Origin of the sequence: Paenibacillus sp. 453mf, from assembly GCF_900116105.1 — a bacterium.
Lineage (GTDB): Bacteria > Bacillota > Bacilli > Paenibacillales > Paenibacillaceae > Paenibacillus > Paenibacillus provencensis.
On the sequence record NZ_FPAC01000019.1, the window covers coordinates 1 to 14,914 of the forward strand.

19 protein-coding genes and 4 pseudogenes are annotated in these 14,914 nt (G+C 41.3%); 15 read left to right on the forward strand and 8 right to left on the reverse strand.

Annotated elements, in window-relative coordinates:
• The 13 genes and pseudogenes from BM415_RS25380 to BM415_RS24440 all read left to right on the forward strand — a co-directional run.
• A pseudogene (locus BM415_RS25380) lies at window positions 1–184 on the forward strand (Ger(x)C family spore germination protein); the annotation flags it as partial.
• Between the two features lie 192 nt (window positions 185–376).
• Window positions 377–577: a hypothetical protein gene (locus BM415_RS24390; RefSeq protein ID WP_091161950.1), complete on the forward strand. Its 201-nt coding sequence runs from the start codon at window positions 377–379 to the stop codon at window positions 575–577.
• A gap of 77 nt (window positions 578–654) precedes the next feature.
• Complete coding sequence (locus tag BM415_RS24395) at window positions 655–2,343, forward strand: hypothetical protein (protein WP_139237065.1); 1,689 nt, start codon at window positions 655–657, stop codon at window positions 2,341–2,343.
• Between the two features lie 13 nt (window positions 2,344–2,356).
• Window positions 2,357–4,060 carry a phage tail protein gene (locus BM415_RS24400; protein WP_139237066.1) on the forward strand — a complete coding sequence of 568 codons (1,704 nt, stop codon included), beginning with the start codon at window positions 2,357–2,359 and terminating at the stop codon, window positions 4,058–4,060.
• Window positions 4,061–4,217: 157 nt separating this feature from the next.
• A complete protein-coding gene (locus tag BM415_RS24405) occupies window positions 4,218–4,673 on the forward strand; it encodes a hypothetical protein (RefSeq protein WP_091161955.1) in 456 nt (151 codons plus the stop codon).
• 2 nt (window positions 4,674–4,675) lie between these two features.
• Window positions 4,676–4,966 (forward strand): hypothetical protein, encoded by a 291-nt coding sequence (locus BM415_RS24410; RefSeq protein WP_091161956.1) that lies wholly within the window; start codon window positions 4,676–4,678, stop codon window positions 4,964–4,966.
• 21 nt (window positions 4,967–4,987) lie between these two features.
• Window positions 4,988–5,125 carry a hypothetical protein gene (locus BM415_RS25300; protein ID WP_170862608.1) on the forward strand — a complete coding sequence of 46 codons (138 nt, stop codon included), beginning with the start codon at window positions 4,988–4,990 and terminating at the stop codon, window positions 5,123–5,125.
• Window positions 5,109–5,495 carry a hypothetical protein gene (locus tag BM415_RS24415; protein ID WP_091161958.1) on the forward strand — a complete coding sequence of 129 codons (387 nt, stop codon included), beginning with the start codon at window positions 5,109–5,111 and terminating at the stop codon, window positions 5,493–5,495. The genes BM415_RS25300 and BM415_RS24415 overlap by 17 nt, the downstream gene beginning before the upstream one ends.
• Before the next feature lies 1 nt (window position 5,496).
• Window positions 5,497–5,850: a hypothetical protein gene (locus BM415_RS24420; protein ID WP_091161960.1), complete on the forward strand. Its 354-nt coding sequence runs from the start codon at window positions 5,497–5,499 to the stop codon at window positions 5,848–5,850.
• A gap of 9 nt (window positions 5,851–5,859) precedes the next feature.
• Complete coding sequence (locus tag BM415_RS24425; protein ID WP_091161962.1) at window positions 5,860–6,189, forward strand: hypothetical protein; 330 nt, start codon at window positions 5,860–5,862, stop codon at window positions 6,187–6,189.
• On the forward strand, window positions 6,179–6,814 hold the full coding sequence (locus tag BM415_RS24430) for an ATP-binding protein (protein WP_091161964.1): 636 nt from the start codon (window positions 6,179–6,181) through the stop codon (window positions 6,812–6,814). The genes BM415_RS24425 and BM415_RS24430 overlap by 11 nt, the downstream gene beginning before the upstream one ends.
• Complete coding sequence (locus BM415_RS24435; RefSeq protein WP_091161965.1) at window positions 6,811–7,140, forward strand: hypothetical protein; 330 nt, start codon at window positions 6,811–6,813, stop codon at window positions 7,138–7,140. Before BM415_RS24430 ends, BM415_RS24435 begins: the two co-directional genes overlap by 4 nt.
• Before the next feature lie 434 nt (window positions 7,141–7,574).
• The gene (locus BM415_RS24440) at window positions 7,575–7,877 is read left to right on the forward strand and encodes a helix-turn-helix domain-containing protein (protein ID WP_091161967.1); all 303 of its coding nucleotides are present in this window, start codon (window positions 7,575–7,577) and stop codon (window positions 7,875–7,877) included.
• Between the two features lie 263 nt (window positions 7,878–8,140).
• Here BM415_RS24440 and BM415_RS24445 read toward each other — a convergent pair whose 3' ends face one another.
• The 5 genes and pseudogenes from BM415_RS24445 to BM415_RS25725 form a co-directional block, all read right to left on the reverse strand.
• The gene (locus BM415_RS24445) at window positions 8,141–8,560 is read right to left on the reverse strand and encodes a universal stress protein (protein WP_090728270.1); all 420 of its coding nucleotides are present in this window, start codon (window positions 8,558–8,560) and stop codon (window positions 8,141–8,143) included.
• 18 nt (window positions 8,561–8,578) lie between these two features.
• Window positions 8,579–10,042 (reverse strand): SulP family inorganic anion transporter, encoded by a 1,464-nt coding sequence (locus BM415_RS24450; protein WP_090728268.1) that lies wholly within the window; start codon window positions 10,040–10,042, stop codon window positions 8,579–8,581.
• Between the two features lie 542 nt (window positions 10,043–10,584).
• Window positions 10,585–11,577: pseudogene (xerS, locus tag BM415_RS24455) on the reverse strand (tyrosine recombinase XerS); the annotation flags it as partial.
• Window positions 11,578–11,790: 213 nt separating this feature from the next.
• Complete coding sequence (locus tag BM415_RS24460) at window positions 11,791–12,090, reverse strand: hypothetical protein (RefSeq protein ID WP_024634454.1); 300 nt, start codon at window positions 12,088–12,090, stop codon at window positions 11,791–11,793.
• 373 nt (window positions 12,091–12,463) lie between these two features.
• A pseudogene (locus tag BM415_RS25725) lies at window positions 12,464–12,721 on the reverse strand (DUF6444 domain-containing protein); the annotation flags it as partial.
• A gap of 160 nt (window positions 12,722–12,881) precedes the next feature.
• On the opposite strand from BM415_RS25725, the pseudogene BM415_RS24470 reads away from it, so the two are divergent.
• Window positions 12,882–13,154: pseudogene (locus BM415_RS24470) on the forward strand (ABC transporter ATP-binding protein); the annotation flags it as partial.
• 158 nt (window positions 13,155–13,312) lie between these two features.
• Here the strand turns inward: BM415_RS24470 and BM415_RS24475 are convergent.
• Window positions 13,313–13,714, reverse strand: coding sequence for a cupin domain-containing protein (locus BM415_RS24475; protein ID WP_029881528.1), 402 nt, complete (start codon window positions 13,712–13,714; stop codon window positions 13,313–13,315).
• A gap of 171 nt (window positions 13,715–13,885) precedes the next feature.
• Between BM415_RS24475 and BM415_RS24480 the strand changes: the two genes are divergently transcribed.
• Entirely contained in the window at window positions 13,886–14,314 is a 429-nt protein-coding gene (locus tag BM415_RS24480; protein WP_024634452.1) for an Rrf2 family transcriptional regulator, read from the forward strand.
• Window positions 14,315–14,396: 82 nt separating this feature from the next.
• Here the strand turns inward: BM415_RS24480 and tnpB are convergent, their stop codons facing one another.
• Both tnpB and BM415_RS24490 read right to left on the reverse strand, forming a co-directional pair.
• Window positions 14,397–14,528, reverse strand: coding sequence for an IS66 family insertion sequence element accessory protein TnpB (gene tnpB, locus BM415_RS24485; RefSeq protein ID WP_081718282.1), 132 nt, complete (start codon window positions 14,526–14,528; stop codon window positions 14,397–14,399).
• Window positions 14,522–14,851, reverse strand: a complete 330-nt coding sequence (locus BM415_RS24490) for an IS66 family insertion sequence element accessory protein TnpA (RefSeq protein WP_091161972.1) — start codon at window positions 14,849–14,851, stop codon at window positions 14,522–14,524. Before BM415_RS24490 ends, tnpB begins: the two co-directional genes overlap by 7 nt.
• Between the last annotated feature and the right edge of the window lie 63 nt (window positions 14,852–14,914).

Genomic DNA, 14,914 nt, shown 5'->3' on the forward strand with positions numbered 1-14,914 from the left:
TATAGATATTTATAATCTAGGGGAATCTCTTTTTCGCAAGAATCCGCATGAATGGAAACGCATTGCATCAGGGAAACAGCATTTTGTCTTAAACGAGGATTCCTTGCAAGCTATAAGCGTTAATATGGATATCGTATATCCTGGAAGATATAAATTTAAAAAAGAGATTCTTGCTGTCCCCTAATTTTTGATTTCTTCATTGATACAAATACCTGTCATAGAATGTCTAGCGCGGCGAAAAGGTAAAGGATCGAGGGAAATAAGATCCTAGAATTACTGATTTACATATTTGCCCATATACTTTGCGGGTGGTGTCAGCTTCGCTGGTACTACCCCATATAAATCAAATTTAAAATTTTAAGGAGGAAATACAATTATGGCAGCAGTAACAGCGGACTTTTCAGGAGTTACATTACCTTTCGGAGTGGCAGACATGCTTTCAACAGCAACTAGTTTCTTAGGAATTTACGGACCTTGGATTTTGTTAGTACTCGGGGTAATCTTCTCGCCAGTTCTTTATGGCCTTGTTATGAAGTTGGTTTCATATGCAGCTAAAAAGAATCAAGTAAAAGGCTAATATCAAATTCAAAATAGCCCTGACGCCTTTTGTCAGGGCTATTTTTACAGATTGGGGGCTTAGAGCGTGTGAAAAAAATGATCTACGCGCTAACGCTGCTATTCTTTTTCATTCCAGGGGTTGTGGCGTATGCATTGGAGTTGTCAGTAGACAACTATTTGTATGCTCATACCGATCAAACCGGATCAACGTTATTAGGTGATAAGTACGGAAATACAACATTTCACGGTGATGCTTTTGAGCATGATGCGGAAATTCTCGCTTTGTCTTTTCGTGCTATGGATGGGATTTCAGGTGAGAGACTTTACATTAAATATCCTGATGGTTCTACACAAGATATTGCAGTTGCAGATCCGTTCGTAACGCTCAATAAGACAACAAAATCTATTCAAATTGTACTGGAAAAGACGACGAATCAAGAGTCGTATGTGGAAGTTTCTACGGTTACGGTAGACGATGCTTCTGCACCGGAAATAGCTGTATGGACGTTCAATCAAGACCCACCATCAAGTTATGGTAATTTACCCGGTGGCTCTAATGGTGGGGGAGAAGATCCGGACGTGCTGCTGATTCCGGTGAGTTATTGGTATCAACCAACTAATGACGAATATCGCATAAGTTACAGAGAACCTTCTGGGATTTCTAAGTATGAGCTGCATTTTACTGCATCTTCAGGAATGGTCTATACGGCTGAATATGATTTTGCACCGACTGGTATACATTATCTAACTTGTAATGGCGTTTATTATCTTAAGTTTTACGATTCGTCCGGTAAGTTAGTAGCCAAAACAAAAGAGGTTACGACACACCGAATTGAAGCGCCGGCATGTCGTTCTTACACTGAACAAGAATCAGTAGGACGTGACGAACTCAATACCAATGTTGATGCAGAAAACAATATATCCTGGGACAGTCCAAGCGGAGCCGAAACAATAGAAATTTGGAAAGAAGGGGAGAAAGTCGGGGAGCAAGATGCATCCGATTCCACCTATGAAAATGCAGGCCCTGGAGGATACACGATCATTGCTAAGGATTCAAACGGTAATGTCCTGGGGCAATCCGATTTAAATGTTGTTGATTCAACTGGAGAGAATCCAAACGAGCTGCCAGGAACCGATTGCGGAACATGTGAAAAACTGGACCAGTTATTAGCTTGTCCGGGTTGGGACATCGCTATGGGGGATTTAACCGGAGCGATACAGGATGCGCTACCACCACCGCCAAATTGGGACGAAATAGCGGACAAAATCGGCGCTGCTACCGTTGATCACTTGGCAGATTACCTGGGAGAAGTGCCAACGCCACCAAGCAAAGAAGAGATTGAGCAAGCGACACAAACACCGATGCCGGATGTAGATACATCGGTTCCGGAAGTCGAACAATTAGAACCGGAAGTACCGGACGAATACAATGATGGTCAAATTATTTTCGAACTAGATAACGAACCTGGAATAGAAGTTAAACCGGATGATTCCGATGGTTTCGACATTACAGAGCCGTTATCGAATATGGATTATGACGAGCCAGGAAAGGCTGTCATTCCAGGAGATGAAAATAATAACAGCGGAGGTATTGACCATCCTGAGCAGGTAGACACCGGGGAAGCTCCTGAGCCTGGACAAATCATTTTTGAACTACCTAGACCGGGTTCCGCACCGAGTCCCAATCCTACAACAAGCACACCGCCGATTCCAAACACGGAAGGGGGGCCCGGAGCTGTTCCGGGAACAAGCGAGGGGATTGTGCCTATCCCTGACATTAACTAAGGGTGTGAAGGAAGTGAAGCGTAAAACGATATGTATGCTCTTGATACTTCTGATTGTACTTCCATTAGGAATTGAAAAAGCTTCCGCTTATCCAGGTGGCTTGCTTGATGGAATGTCAGGGCATCAGAGCAATGGCGGTACTTATACTACGGCCCTAACTGATAATAACGAAACAACATACGCAAGGATTTGGAGAGGATTCACGGGGGTTTTAACTTATACGCTTCCGAAAAATGCAGACATAAATGCCATGAAAATAAACGTTAAAGCAATGCCAAATTCAGCTTTAACTATCAAGTTTTATAATGAATCTGAATCATTAATCCACAGTATTTCAGCTCTTGAATTTTACAAACCAGGAATTACGGAATTGGATGTAAATATCCCATCAGTAAAAAAAATAACTTTAGATGTTGGTACTAGTAGTAATAGTACTGAGCTGTACGAATTTGATGTATTTGGACAGTATGACCTTGCCACGCCGACGAACATTACAGTTGTTCCTGACGTGAAACAATTAAACATCCGATTTGATTCGATTGAGGAAGCCTTAAGTTACAACTTGTATGTTGATGGAGCGAAGCACACCAATTTCAATTCCGCTTACTACGAATTGAAGGATTTAACACCTGGTAAGTCCTACAAAATTCAACTTACCGCCGTTTATGCGGACGGTGTGGAATCAAGACTTTCAGCAGCTGTGAGCGGATCTCCTCATAATGATTTGATTTCACCTATTGTCCAGGCTGAAACAGCATGGAACAAACTAACGATTTCATGGGACAAACCCAATCAAGCTAACCAAGTTTCGCTGTTTGTGAATGGGAATGAAGTGTTCAAAAATTCAAATAGTTTATCTCATGAAATGAACGCTTTGCCTGAGACGGAATATCAAATTTATGTCACCATGATTGATTCTTACGGTCGAACATTAAGGTCTGAAACTATAACCGTAAATACTCCAAACAAACCGGACGACGTAACGCCGCCGGGACAACCAAAAGATTTTACCGCTCAGGAGTCAGCAGACCGAACACACGTGAAATTGAATTGGTCCGAGGGTAGTGAAACGGATTTAGAAGGATACAACTTGTATGTTGAATTAGATGAAGAATACAAGCTTGTAAATAAAGACTTAATTAAAGGGTCGTCAGCGACATACAAACCTGTAGAAGTCGGCCAAACCTATAGATTCAAATTAGTTGCCCTGGACACAAGTCAGAACGTTTCTGAACCTTCCTATTCGTCCGTTACGATTACAGAGCTTCCAAGCACGGACAGTGAACAACAGGAAACAAGTGAGTACTTATTAGTCACTTGGACAGAAACACCGGAAGCAGTAGGATACCGGATTTACTTTAACGGTCGATTAGTGGGAAGTGTTGGCCCGGATGTATTTGAATTTAAGGTCACTAAAGCCATGGGTTACATTCCTGGGGCATTAAACAACCGTGCAGAGGTTAGACCGCTGTTTGCAGATGGAACCGAGGGCGGAAGTAACAACGGCGGAGATAACAGTGGAATTATTGATGGTGCTCTTGATTTTATAGGGGTTGGGGACATGCTAGACACATCTATTGAGTTTCTCAAAATCTATAGCCTTTGGATCATTTTAGTTCTTGCGGTTGTATTCTCCCCGGTGCTATATGGGTTAGTCATTAAGCTGCTGAATTATTTACACCGTAAACACAAATTAAACCATAGGACAGGAAGGTGAGAGAGTTGAATATAGCTGACATTTTTCAATTTGCAGGTTCTCATATGATTACGTTTTTAGCACCGGCATTGTTAGTGTTTTGTGCCCTTGCCTTTGCTGATCAAATGGCCTTTTCACTAGTTAGAATCGTTAAATACGCCGGGAAGTATTTCAGGATATGATACGCCAGGTACTTGAAGCCACTTGGGCGTTTTTCTCAAATTTATTTTCGGTCCTGTTTGGTTTTATTGCCGATCTGTTCGGTTTTTTATTTCAAAAGCTGTTCGATTTTCTGAAATTGATATTAAGGCCATTCTTTATTGTGGTGGCCTTAATACTCTACTTCATTTACAAGATTGCAGAGTTAGCCATAACCCTAATTAAAGTGTTCTTGGCTCTTGGGAAGCTGCTTATCGCTTTTATAAAGGGCATATTCGTTACACTAGCAGGATTTACATATACACCAACTACACCGAACCAGGGCAGCTGGACACCGATCTTTAAAAACGTAATGCAAGGACTAGATTCATATCAGCTTAATACAGTTGCTTTTGTACTTATGTTTTGCATATGGTTTGCTACTGGTTTCGCTGTAATTCGTATCCTTGGCAGCATCAGGAACGGAGGAGATTAATCATGTATGACTATTTCCTACCACAACCGATTAGAAACTTCATAGATTCGATATTTTCACCGCCGCTCGAGTTTTTGAACATGGCCTATCGTTATTTGAACGAGGTAAGCCTGGTAGCAGGTCAAGGGATCAATCTAAACAAGTATTTTGTGTTCTTTGGCTACTTACCTTCATCCATGCAAGCCGTTATAAATTCGCTTTTAGCTGCTTTAATTCTTTTATCTGTATTGCAGCTCGTTAAGGTCATTATGAGAATGTATTACGCCGTTAAGGACGGCAGTAAATGGTGGTAGACCACGGAAAGGAATGAAACCATGGAAGCCGATGTATTTAGTTACTTTTTTGCGATTGGTGCCGGATTAACTTTAGGTGTCGCTGTTATCGTATTACCTTCAACATACTTAGTAAAACGAATCATCAAAGGAGGAAAAAAGAATGTTCAAACAAGATAAAGAACCATATGCTCCCCAGGATGTTCTGTGTGTTTTTAAAGAGGATGGAACGGCTGCTATAGCGCCGATTGTCGATATTGACGGAGAAAGAGTCTTTGCGGAGTCCCTGGACGGTAATATGGCGGTTCCTATAGCGGATTTAAGAGCCTATACAGGCCCTAAGGGACGTATTTTCTTGTATCCTACTACAGTTGAGAATGTAACCGATTGTCGCCGTATAGCGGATTTGGAGCGCTCTACAGTACTACGTCAGATCACACACTTTGCTCCGGAAGCAGCAGAACAAGATTTCAAGCCGCCAGTTGGGAAAATTGCGTTCATTTTGGTCGGTATCATACTTTTGATTATTGCGATTATGGCGGTGAGCTAATATGAACGGTTTTGATAATGCAGATAAGATTCAATCCGTAATTAATGACGATTTATTCCCTAATGTGCAACATGTATCTGATGTAAAACAGGTCTTGGCCTTTATGTCCGATTATGCAGCTCCATTTTCCGAAGACCAGGTAAGGGCCTTGATTCTACTTGAGAACCTGGGGAACAATACACGACTTCATGGAGCTAAGAACCCATATACGCCGATCATTAAAAGCATTAAAGAAGACTTTAAGAAAAGCGTTGCGCGTCCTGAAACGTTCTTACGTACAATTGAGGAACTTATACCGAAGCCGCCTAAGCCTATCATAATGGCCGATGGACGAGCTGTTAAGCCTGGAAGGTAGGTTTGTAGTATGGGGAAATTTAATATTAGTAAGATAATAATTTATGTATTAGAGGTTCTCGTTTTGATTGGGATTGCTCTACTACTTTTTGATGATTTTAGAGACAGATTCATGAGATTATCTCCTTCTGAAATACAAACGATTTCTACAGATTTGGAGGTTTTCAGAAATAAACTAGACACCGAAACAACAAGGACTATTATATCTGGATTTGTTTTCACATTTTTTGCTTATTCAGTTTTACCGATTGTATTTGTTGGTCTATGGTTTTTCAGGTTTATGAAATGGTGGAGAGAAAAGAGAAAGAAGGAAAAGGAGCTGCATTTGGATGCCGCATAATATAGGTGTAGTTGGGACTCTAGGAGCTGGAAAAACAACAACAGCAAGCTTTATGGCATGGTATTACAAGCAAAAAATCGAATCTGTAAACGGAACAGTCAAGTTATTTGCTAATTATGATCTTACTGGAGCAGAGCGAATGAGAGTTGCTGAAGATTGGTTTAAAGTTGCGGCAGCTCACGGAAGCATTTGCGTCTGGGATGAAGCTCATCGTTCTTTTGATTCACGGAAATCACTTAAATTTGCAAACACACTAGCCACGGACATTTTAACGTTTGTTCGAAAAATGGCGAGTATACAAATATTCGCAACACCAAGCATCAACCGTCTGGATACACGTATACGTGAAACGCTTGAAATTATGATCCAGGTTAGGTCTATGGGGAATAAAGGAATTCAACTTGATTATTTTGACTTTCAGGCCGATTCAAATAGTAGTATGGGTAAATTTATGCATTCTCGATTTTTACCGAGTTCAAAATTAAAAAGAATACATGGTTTGAATTTATTTGATAGTCACAGCTTTGTAAGTGGCTTTCCTCTGCCGAGAACTGAAAGGGCAGCAGAAACATTTATGGAAGAGCTTGAAAGAGTGCACAACTTAGCTAGGGGGGCTAAACTATGACAATTGTACCGACAGAAAAAGTAAAACAAGATCCTCAAAGTTATCTATTTCATTTCCCATCTGTTCATCCTATTAAATATACCCGGATGTTTACCGAGCATCATCATTGGAAAGCCGTAGAAGCCGCGGAGAAGGTCGCCAAGATGTGCGGTAGGGTTTTAGTACCTGCAAGCTGTTTGCACTGGGAGAGGAAGGAAAGAAAGGGCGATAGACGTATCCAAATAGGTAAGCACGCATTTTATGCGCTTGCGCTTGAGGAACTAACTAAAAACGAGCATCAAAAGTACATGAAGCATGTCCAGGAAGAAGAAACAGTTTTTGTATAGCATCACAAAAAAAGAGAACAAATATTCTATACAAATTTAATCTTTTGACCGAATTATAGAATAGTGGTGTTCAAAAACTTATAGCATTGCCTAGTGGAAACGTGGTAATATTTTCTTAACAAAAGAAAAAGGCCATGTTTCAGGGCGTGCTAGAGTCTGGAAAACTCTAAGCTGCTTAACCGATCTAGACCATCGGAGAAACAGGGCGCCGTGAAAATTCCGGTTCTTGTGTTGGTCGCACAAAGAGCGGAATTGCTACATGGACTTTACTAGTACTTATTTTAGCGTATTTCTTGCCTACAGGCAACGAAAAAGGCATGAATTTAGTATATAGCAAAAGCCATGGAAAAGGGCCCTGGATTATCCGAATTGGGATATCCAGGGCCCTTTTGCTTTTCGTCAAAATACATAACAGAAAGTAGATGAATTGAACCATGGCTACATACGAAAATTCAAAATTAGAAATCATTTGGGGTAATCGACTTTTAGATGAAGGTTTTACGTCTTTACCTAACTTGCTTGTTCGGAATTATAGAAGATTAGGTATTCAACATGGTGAATTTGGATTCATTACAGTTTTGCTTTCTTACAAACATGATGCAAGAGATCCGTTCCCAAGCAGAAAAACACTTGCCGATAATTTGGATTGTAGTGAAAAACAAATTGACAAGTGGATTAAAGCCCTTAAAGGGGTACCGCCAACAAAGTGCGGATTTTGTACGCTAAGCCCCGTTTGATCGAAAAAAGGCCGATATCCTGTACGCTAAGGATTACCGGCTTATTGGGGTAGTACCAGCGTCGCTGACACCACCCACAAACTAGATAAAAACTAGACTGGATATTGATTATTAACCTCGTTATATTCGTATTGAGCATCAGTAATTGTCAGCTTTGAATACACTTTTAGAGATTGAGCCAATGTTTTTTAATGTTTAGCATAAACAGAAGCAGCACTCCCTACTACATATAAGAGTGCTGCTTTTTATTACTGCTCATTATTTTATTTTACAACCATAACAGGGCACTGTACTCTCTTAACGACTTTATGACTGACACTACCCAAAACGAATTCCTGTAAAGAATTTAGCCCACGGCTTCCTATAATGACCAAGTCCACTTTCTCATTGTTTGCATACTCTACAATAGCTGGGCCAGGATCTCCGATAATAATCTTTGTTTTATGATTGATATTTTGGGTGGAAAGTTGCTCTGTTACGGGCATCAACTTTTGTTGACGTTTCAACTCTAATTCTTCATGATCTTGTGAATGCAGCACTTCGTTCTTAATTTTGGACATATCTTCCACGAACAAGATTTCTACTGAGGAATCCGGAACCAAAGATGCAATTTTAGCAGCTTCCTGTGCCGCACGAATTGAGTATTTTGATCCGTCAGCAGCTAGTAAAATACGTTTATACATCATCATATCTCCCTTTCGTTAGTGAGCTTTTAATTGCGCATTTGTGTCGTGATACAGTGCTAGTTTGTCTATAATTTTTTTGCTAGAAGAGTTGAGTCCGACGACTGTTACATGATTATTATTTTCACGAAACTTGATGACAACTTTATCTACCGCGCCTACAGCAGAATCGTCCCAAATATGTGCATTTGTAAAATCAATAACGATATCTTTTTTTGCTATCGTAAAGTCGAACGAGTTAACAAAGCCCTCTACAGAAGCAAAAAACAATTGCCCGGTAACATCATATTTGATCTTGTCGCTAGTCTGTTGCCTCTTAACCTCAAGTTTAGAAATCTTGGCAACAAAAAAGATCGCACTAAGAATAACTCCGGCAATAACCCCTTTTGATAGGTCATGTGTTGCAACAACAATAATCACGGTAGTTAACATGACAACAGCATCTGATTTGGGAGCTTTACGCAAATAGGAGAAAGATGACCAATCAAATGTGCCGATCGATACCATAATCATAATTCCAACTAGTACAGGCATTGGTATTTGTACTACTAATTCACCCAATACAAGAATGAGGAATAATAAGAATAGTCCTGCAATCAAGGTTGATAGTCTACCTCGACCTCCTGATTTGACATTAATCACAGACTGGCCAATCATGGCACATCCAGCCATGCCGCCAAAGAATCCGGTTACGATATTTGCAATACCCTGTCCTCTGGATTCTCGATGTTTATTACTTTCTGTACCTGTCATATCATCAACAATAGAGGCTGTTAGCAATGATTCCAATAATCCAACAATGGCTAAAGCGATTGAATACGGAAAGATAATTTGTAGCGTTTCCAAGGTAAACGGAATGTCAGGAATAAAGAAGGTTGGCAGCGATTGCGTAATTTTACCTAGATCGCCAACCGTTCTTAAATCAAATTGTCCCCAAATGGAAGCAGCTGTTAAGACAATAATAGCGATCAATGGGGCTGGTATCGCTTTGAAAAATCTAGGTACTACATATACAATAAGTAAAGTAATAGCGACAAATAGATAAGTCAAAGTCGATATTCCAACGAAATGAGGAACCTGCGCCATAAATATTAAAATGGCCAGCGCATTTACAAATCCAATCATGACGGCTCTAGGGATAAATTTCATTAGTTTTGCAACCTTACAAACACCAAATATGAGTTGGATAATCCCTGTGAGTATAGTGGCAGCCAATAAATATTGTAAACCATGTTCTTTTACGAGTGGCACCATGAGAAGGGCCATTGCACCTGTTGCAGCAGAAATCATACCTGAACGACCGCCTACAAATGCGATAATGACTGAAATACAAAAAGATGCATACAAACCAACCATAGGATCGACTCCAGCAATAATCGAAAAGGCAATTGCTTCGGGAATGAGGGCTAAAGCGACAACAATTCCTGCAAGCACATCACCCCTAATATTGGAAAACCAATCTCGTTTCATCTTTTCAAGCACGTTTACTCTCACTCCTTATCTTTATTATTTTTAGACTTATATAAGTCTTTTTCCGTGTTGAGCAGATTCATTGTATCATCGAACGACCCAAAAAGGAACCTTTTTGGAACTATTTTTGTGGTATGCTTCTACTAAGGCTTGGGCAGTTAGGAGTGACTATTGCACAAAATCCGTATTTTGACTAAATGTCTTTACACCTGAATACGCCGATCTCAAAAGAAAATCCGTATTTTGACTAAATGTCTTTACACCTGAATACGCCGATCTCAAAAGATGAGTTTTCACATGTACATTGACACAAAGTTCCCTACCAAAATGACACAAAGTACCCTACTTTCAGGCATTTATGCCCTTTGTCTTTAATTAACGGAGCAAATTTGGAACTTGGTAGGCAATTTTATGATGTCATTCTCCAGTCTGGTAGGCAACTTTATGTCATTCTCCAGCCTAGTAGGCAACTTTATGTGTCATTCTCCAGTCTGGTGGGTAACTTTATGTCAATTTTCCAGCCTGGTAGGCAACTTTATGTCACTCCCTCCGGATTATTTATCCATGTTGTTTACAGCGCTTCTCATTTGATCATCTGTTAAGTGCGTATAAATCATTGTAGTTTGTATTGAAGAATGTCCTAATTGATTCTTTAATTTTGGGACATCATTATTCTCAATATGATAACGTGTGGCAAATGAATGCCTCAAAGAATGAACCGTCAAAGCCGGCTTTCCAAAGGCTGTTGCATATTTCTCAACAAGTTTTTCTATAGAACGTTGTGTTAAACGTCTATTTTTACCTTTGCGTCCTACAGGTGCTGCAATAAACAAAAATCTTTCATTTTTTTCTGGGGTATATTTTGTTTCCCTTATCTGCAGGTAATTCTCAATATCTAGGGATGCTTGGCTGCTAAAGTAAACATATTGCTCTTTTCCCCCTTTTCGGACTACTCTTACAGATGATTTCGTCAGATCTAAATCCTCAAGATTGATTCCGGAAACTTCTGATAATCTAAGTCCTGATCCTAAGATTAATGAAATTATTGCCGTATCTCGTTCACGATTAAACTGATGGTAATGCATGATACGTTTGTTTGTTTTGTTTAATTCGCCATAATCATATGCTACAAACACTCTAAAAGCTTCAAAATCATTTTCTCTCAGTATTTTTCCTTCCATACGATTCGCGATCGTTTCCTGACTTTCTTTTACTGCATTTAAGTCCATTTTAGCCATAACATTTCGTTGTATATAAGGCTTTAAATCAATTGTTTCGGCTTTATTCTGTAAGTAATCAAATAAGGACTTAAGAGAAGAAAGCTTACGGTTTATTGTTAGCTTATTATTCCCAAGTTGATACTCCAAAAAAGATAAAAAGCTTTCTGTTTCACGTATCGTTAATGTTTCTAGCGTGGATAATTCAATTTCTGTTCTTTTTTGGACTGTGGTAAAGTTCTCTGTAATTAGCCAATCAAAAAAGATTATATAATCGTGGCAGTAATTAAGAAGTGTTGAGGCAGAAAGCTTACGCTTCTTACTGAGGTGTCGCGCATAACGCGCACCGAGTTCCTGCTTTTTGAAGTAGACTCCGTCCTTGTCATGAATGATGCGAACAACAGAAAAACTACCCCGAGCAAGCTCCTCATAACGTGTAAAACACTGCTTTTGAAACGATCATATCCCTTCATTCGTTCAGAAGGAGCCAGCTTATCGCGATAACTCCATAACACCCAGCTACTCTTCGTAACTAACCAGTACTCAACCAACACCGTGCTTCGTGTTCACCTGAACCACACAAAGTCCAGCATGCAACAGATACGAGGAAACCAAAATCTCACGCATGTGATCGGAGATGCCTGGCGGGATGAGTACTCCTTCCTGAGCCAAAATCACTGCCTGCACTTCTGCCATTAACATGTCCAGAGGGCTGTCGTCTACCGCAATCATACCGGCATCCTCGGAACCAATAACCTGTGGACGGCGGTTAAATGTAACCATCATCTGGTCATTGTTGCTCTTGTTGTTTAAAAGCTGATAGAACTGGTTATTTGCGTGCATGCCCGGTGTAACTACTCATCCAGATCATATCATAACTCATGAAGTACAAAACTGTGAAAGATGCCATTGCGACCTTTCGGACGTACCGTCTCTCCATGAAGATAAGCGGCAAGTGTTCAATATTATCGTGAAGATGGAAACGACTGAACACCGTATTCAGACGAAAATCTGTTCAAATCCTCACTGTCAACATCGGAACCAATCTGTCTACCCAGAGGGTATCGATTATAAAACGCAATATGGTTCTCCAACCAAGGCTTTGTTCAGCTATTTCCACGTACAGCAACTTCTGCCTTTGAAACGAATTACGGAAATGGTTCATGCCCTGACTGGCTCCACCGTTAGTGAAGGCGTTCATCTTCAGCCAATGCGCTTTGTGGCCCGGTTGTCCACCGCTTTTCTTGCCGCTCTTGCCCCGGAGGCTTTTAGGATTCGGCTTCTGATAGCCGTCACTTGAAGGTGGTTTACTGCTATTGTTGCTGTTCTGACCAAGTTGACGTTCTAACTCGTGAACGCGATTTTCGAGCACTTCAATTCGCTTGGCTTGGACTGCGACTAATTCCGTTAGTTGCTGATTCTGGAGGAGGAGCGTTGAGATAAAGCTCGCAATCTCAGTATCCCCTTTGCTAATACGTAAAACCTGCTTTTGCGTAAGCTTCATAAGTCCCACACCCTCACAGAAAGTCTTCTATATGACTACTTCTCCGTGAGAACGCAATGACTACTTCTCCGTGAGAACGCAAAATCCTTTAAAATTTTTAAGAATAATTTTCTAGTGCTGAGTAGTTACGAAAATTCTCATTCTGGATGAAGCGACTGCGAATCTGGATTCCTATACCGAACGGTTGATTCAGAATGCGCTCCATGTCGTGGCAGAAGGGCGTACCACATTGGTTATCGCCCACCGTTTGTCGACGATCATGCATGCCGGACGGATTATCGTGATGCGTGCCGGGCGAATTGTTGAGATCGGATCACATAAGAAGCTGCTGGAGGAAAACGGCTATTATGCGGAGCTGTACAACCATTCGCAGGGTAAGAACCAAATGCGCATGCAAGCTTGAGCGAAGATGGGCGTAAAAATGTGCAAAGACGCTTCCAAACCCGCATAACCGACGGGCATGGAAGCGTCTTTTTTAACACATTACAATTTCATAAAATTCCGAGGTGGGAGTGGATCTTCCGTTACGTTCCGCCTCGGTTGCCTTTCTTGAAAGATAGGCTACCAGGTGATGGGCTCTTCGAGCGGAATGCCGTCTGTGCTCACCCATTGTTTTAAGCTGTGCTGCTGCGCTTGGATCACAATAAATTCCAAATGTTGTTCCTGCGAAGTATTTCGCAATGAACGAACGCCCTCAGGCGCAATGCGGATTGACGATCCTTCTTGTACCGGGAAGATATTCCCGTCCACTTGGAATTGTCCCTGACCGTGGATAATCAAGTACAGTTCTTCGTTTTCCTTATGTTTGTGCAGAAAGGGAAATTGACCTCCGGGAGGAAGGCTGTTGAGCGATACTTCCATACTGTTCAAATTTAGCGAATCCTTCAGAAATTGCTTGCCTTTATCCAATTGTCGGAAAGGTCCTGCTTCAAAAACGGAATAGCTTGCATTCTGATCTGCCATTGTTTCATATCACCTCATCATTTTATTTGTAACAGTATTAATTACTATTACATTTAAACATTAGCATTTTTTTTGTGCAATGTCAACTGAATACTATGCATTGATTTAGAAAGATTAAACTCATACAATAGACTAAGCAGCTAAGCTCGATAGAAGGTAGGGGGTGTCCTGATGGTAAACAGCAATCAGTTTTCCATCGCTATTCATATCTTATGTTTTCTTGCGTTCAACGCTTCCGGAAGAACGACCTCCGAATTGCTGGGAGTGAGTGTGAACACAAATCCGGCTGCTATTCGGCGGAATATGCGCAAGCTTACGCAGGCGGGCTTGATTCAATCCTCGCTGGGTGTCCATGCGAATATTACGTTGGCGAAGCCGGCAGAGCAGATCACGCTGCTGGATGTTTATCGTGCGGTAACGGACGGGCAGCAAGAAAAATTTTTCGCCGTCCATCGTTCCACATGTCCAACCTGTCCAGTTGGAAGCAAGATTCCCCGGATGCTGGACCAGGTCTACGGCAAAGTTCAGGTTGCGATGGAAAATGAACTTGCTGCAGTAACAATTGCTTCGCTGGCCGGACAATTTGATCAGAAAGAATAAATTTTTACCGCTTGCGCGGTGTACAACACTTCTTCATAGAGCCACTCATGTGTCCGCCCGGACATTGACAACGTTCGCTCCATCACCTTTCGGTACAATGGGATTGGGATACAAGTCCTTCTTGGACGAGAGCAGCCAGTCCGTCGATGGATTTCCGTAAATCCGTTTTACCGCATGCCAGATACACTTGCTGAGTGATCAGCTCGCTTAGCATTCGGCCTCCAATGCTTGCACCACATCGCGGAGCAGGGCAGGATTGAACCCAGGTTCGACCTCGATAACAGCTGTACCGATTCGGATGCAAAGGGGGCAAGCGGACGGTGTAGGCTTCGACTCAGGAGTAACGTTAGCTTTGACAAAGGTAGTTGACTTGGTACTGTTGGCGTCCGAAGATGAACTGCTTAGTCTTTTCAACCATGCGTAAAGATGACGACGATTTACTTGATTATCTTTGCACCATTTTATTGCTTTTTCGCCGCTGGAACGGAATGCAGCGATGCGGGCTTCCCATTTCTCTTGGACATCTTCCCTGGCCATGAAAAAATCCTCCCTCTGTTGATTCTGAGGAGGATTATCTCATAGCGAATGCTAAGTAAGAAG

Coding starts and splice junctions, on each gene's coding strand:
- BM415_RS25300 (WP_170862608.1), top strand. CDS start 4,988: ATGGAAGCCGATGTATTTAGTTACTTTTTTGCGATTGGTGCCGGATTA.
- BM415_RS24430 (WP_091161964.1), top strand. CDS start 6,179: ATGCCGCATAATATAGGTGTAGTTGGGACTCTAGGAGCTGGAAAAACA.
- BM415_RS24445 (WP_090728270.1), bottom strand. CDS start 8,560: ATGTATAAACGTATTTTACTAGCTGCTGACGGATCAAAATACTCAATT.
- BM415_RS24415 (WP_091161958.1), top strand. CDS start 5,109: ATGTTCAAACAAGATAAAGAACCATATGCTCCCCAGGATGTTCTGTGT.
- BM415_RS24435 (WP_091161965.1), top strand. CDS start 6,811: ATGACAATTGTACCGACAGAAAAAGTAAAACAAGATCCTCAAAGTTAT.
- BM415_RS24420 (WP_091161960.1), top strand. CDS start 5,497: ATGAACGGTTTTGATAATGCAGATAAGATTCAATCCGTAATTAATGAC.
- BM415_RS24425 (WP_091161962.1), top strand. CDS start 5,860: ATGGGGAAATTTAATATTAGTAAGATAATAATTTATGTATTAGAGGTT.
- BM415_RS24490 (WP_091161972.1), bottom strand. CDS start 14,851: ATGGCCAGGGAAGATGTCCAAGAGAAATGGGAAGCCCGCATCGCTGCA.
- BM415_RS24395 (WP_139237065.1), top strand. CDS start 655: ATGATCTACGCGCTAACGCTGCTATTCTTTTTCATTCCAGGGGTTGTG.
- BM415_RS24480 (WP_024634452.1), top strand. CDS start 13,886: ATGGTAAACAGCAATCAGTTTTCCATCGCTATTCATATCTTATGTTTT.
- BM415_RS24460 (WP_024634454.1), bottom strand. CDS start 12,090: ATGCACGCAAATAACCAGTTCTATCAGCTTTTAAACAACAAGAGCAAC.
- BM415_RS24440 (WP_091161967.1), top strand. CDS start 7,575: ATGGCTACATACGAAAATTCAAAATTAGAAATCATTTGGGGTAATCGA.
- tnpB (WP_081718282.1), bottom strand. CDS start 14,528: ATGCTAAGCGAGCTGATCACTCAGCAAGTGTATCTGGCATGCGGTAAA.
- BM415_RS24475 (WP_029881528.1), bottom strand. CDS start 13,714: ATGGCAGATCAGAATGCAAGCTATTCCGTTTTTGAAGCAGGACCTTTC.
- BM415_RS24405 (WP_091161955.1), top strand. CDS start 4,218: ATGATACGCCAGGTACTTGAAGCCACTTGGGCGTTTTTCTCAAATTTA.
- BM415_RS24410 (WP_091161956.1), top strand. CDS start 4,676: ATGTATGACTATTTCCTACCACAACCGATTAGAAACTTCATAGATTCG.
- BM415_RS24390 (WP_091161950.1), top strand. CDS start 377: ATGGCAGCAGTAACAGCGGACTTTTCAGGAGTTACATTACCTTTCGGA.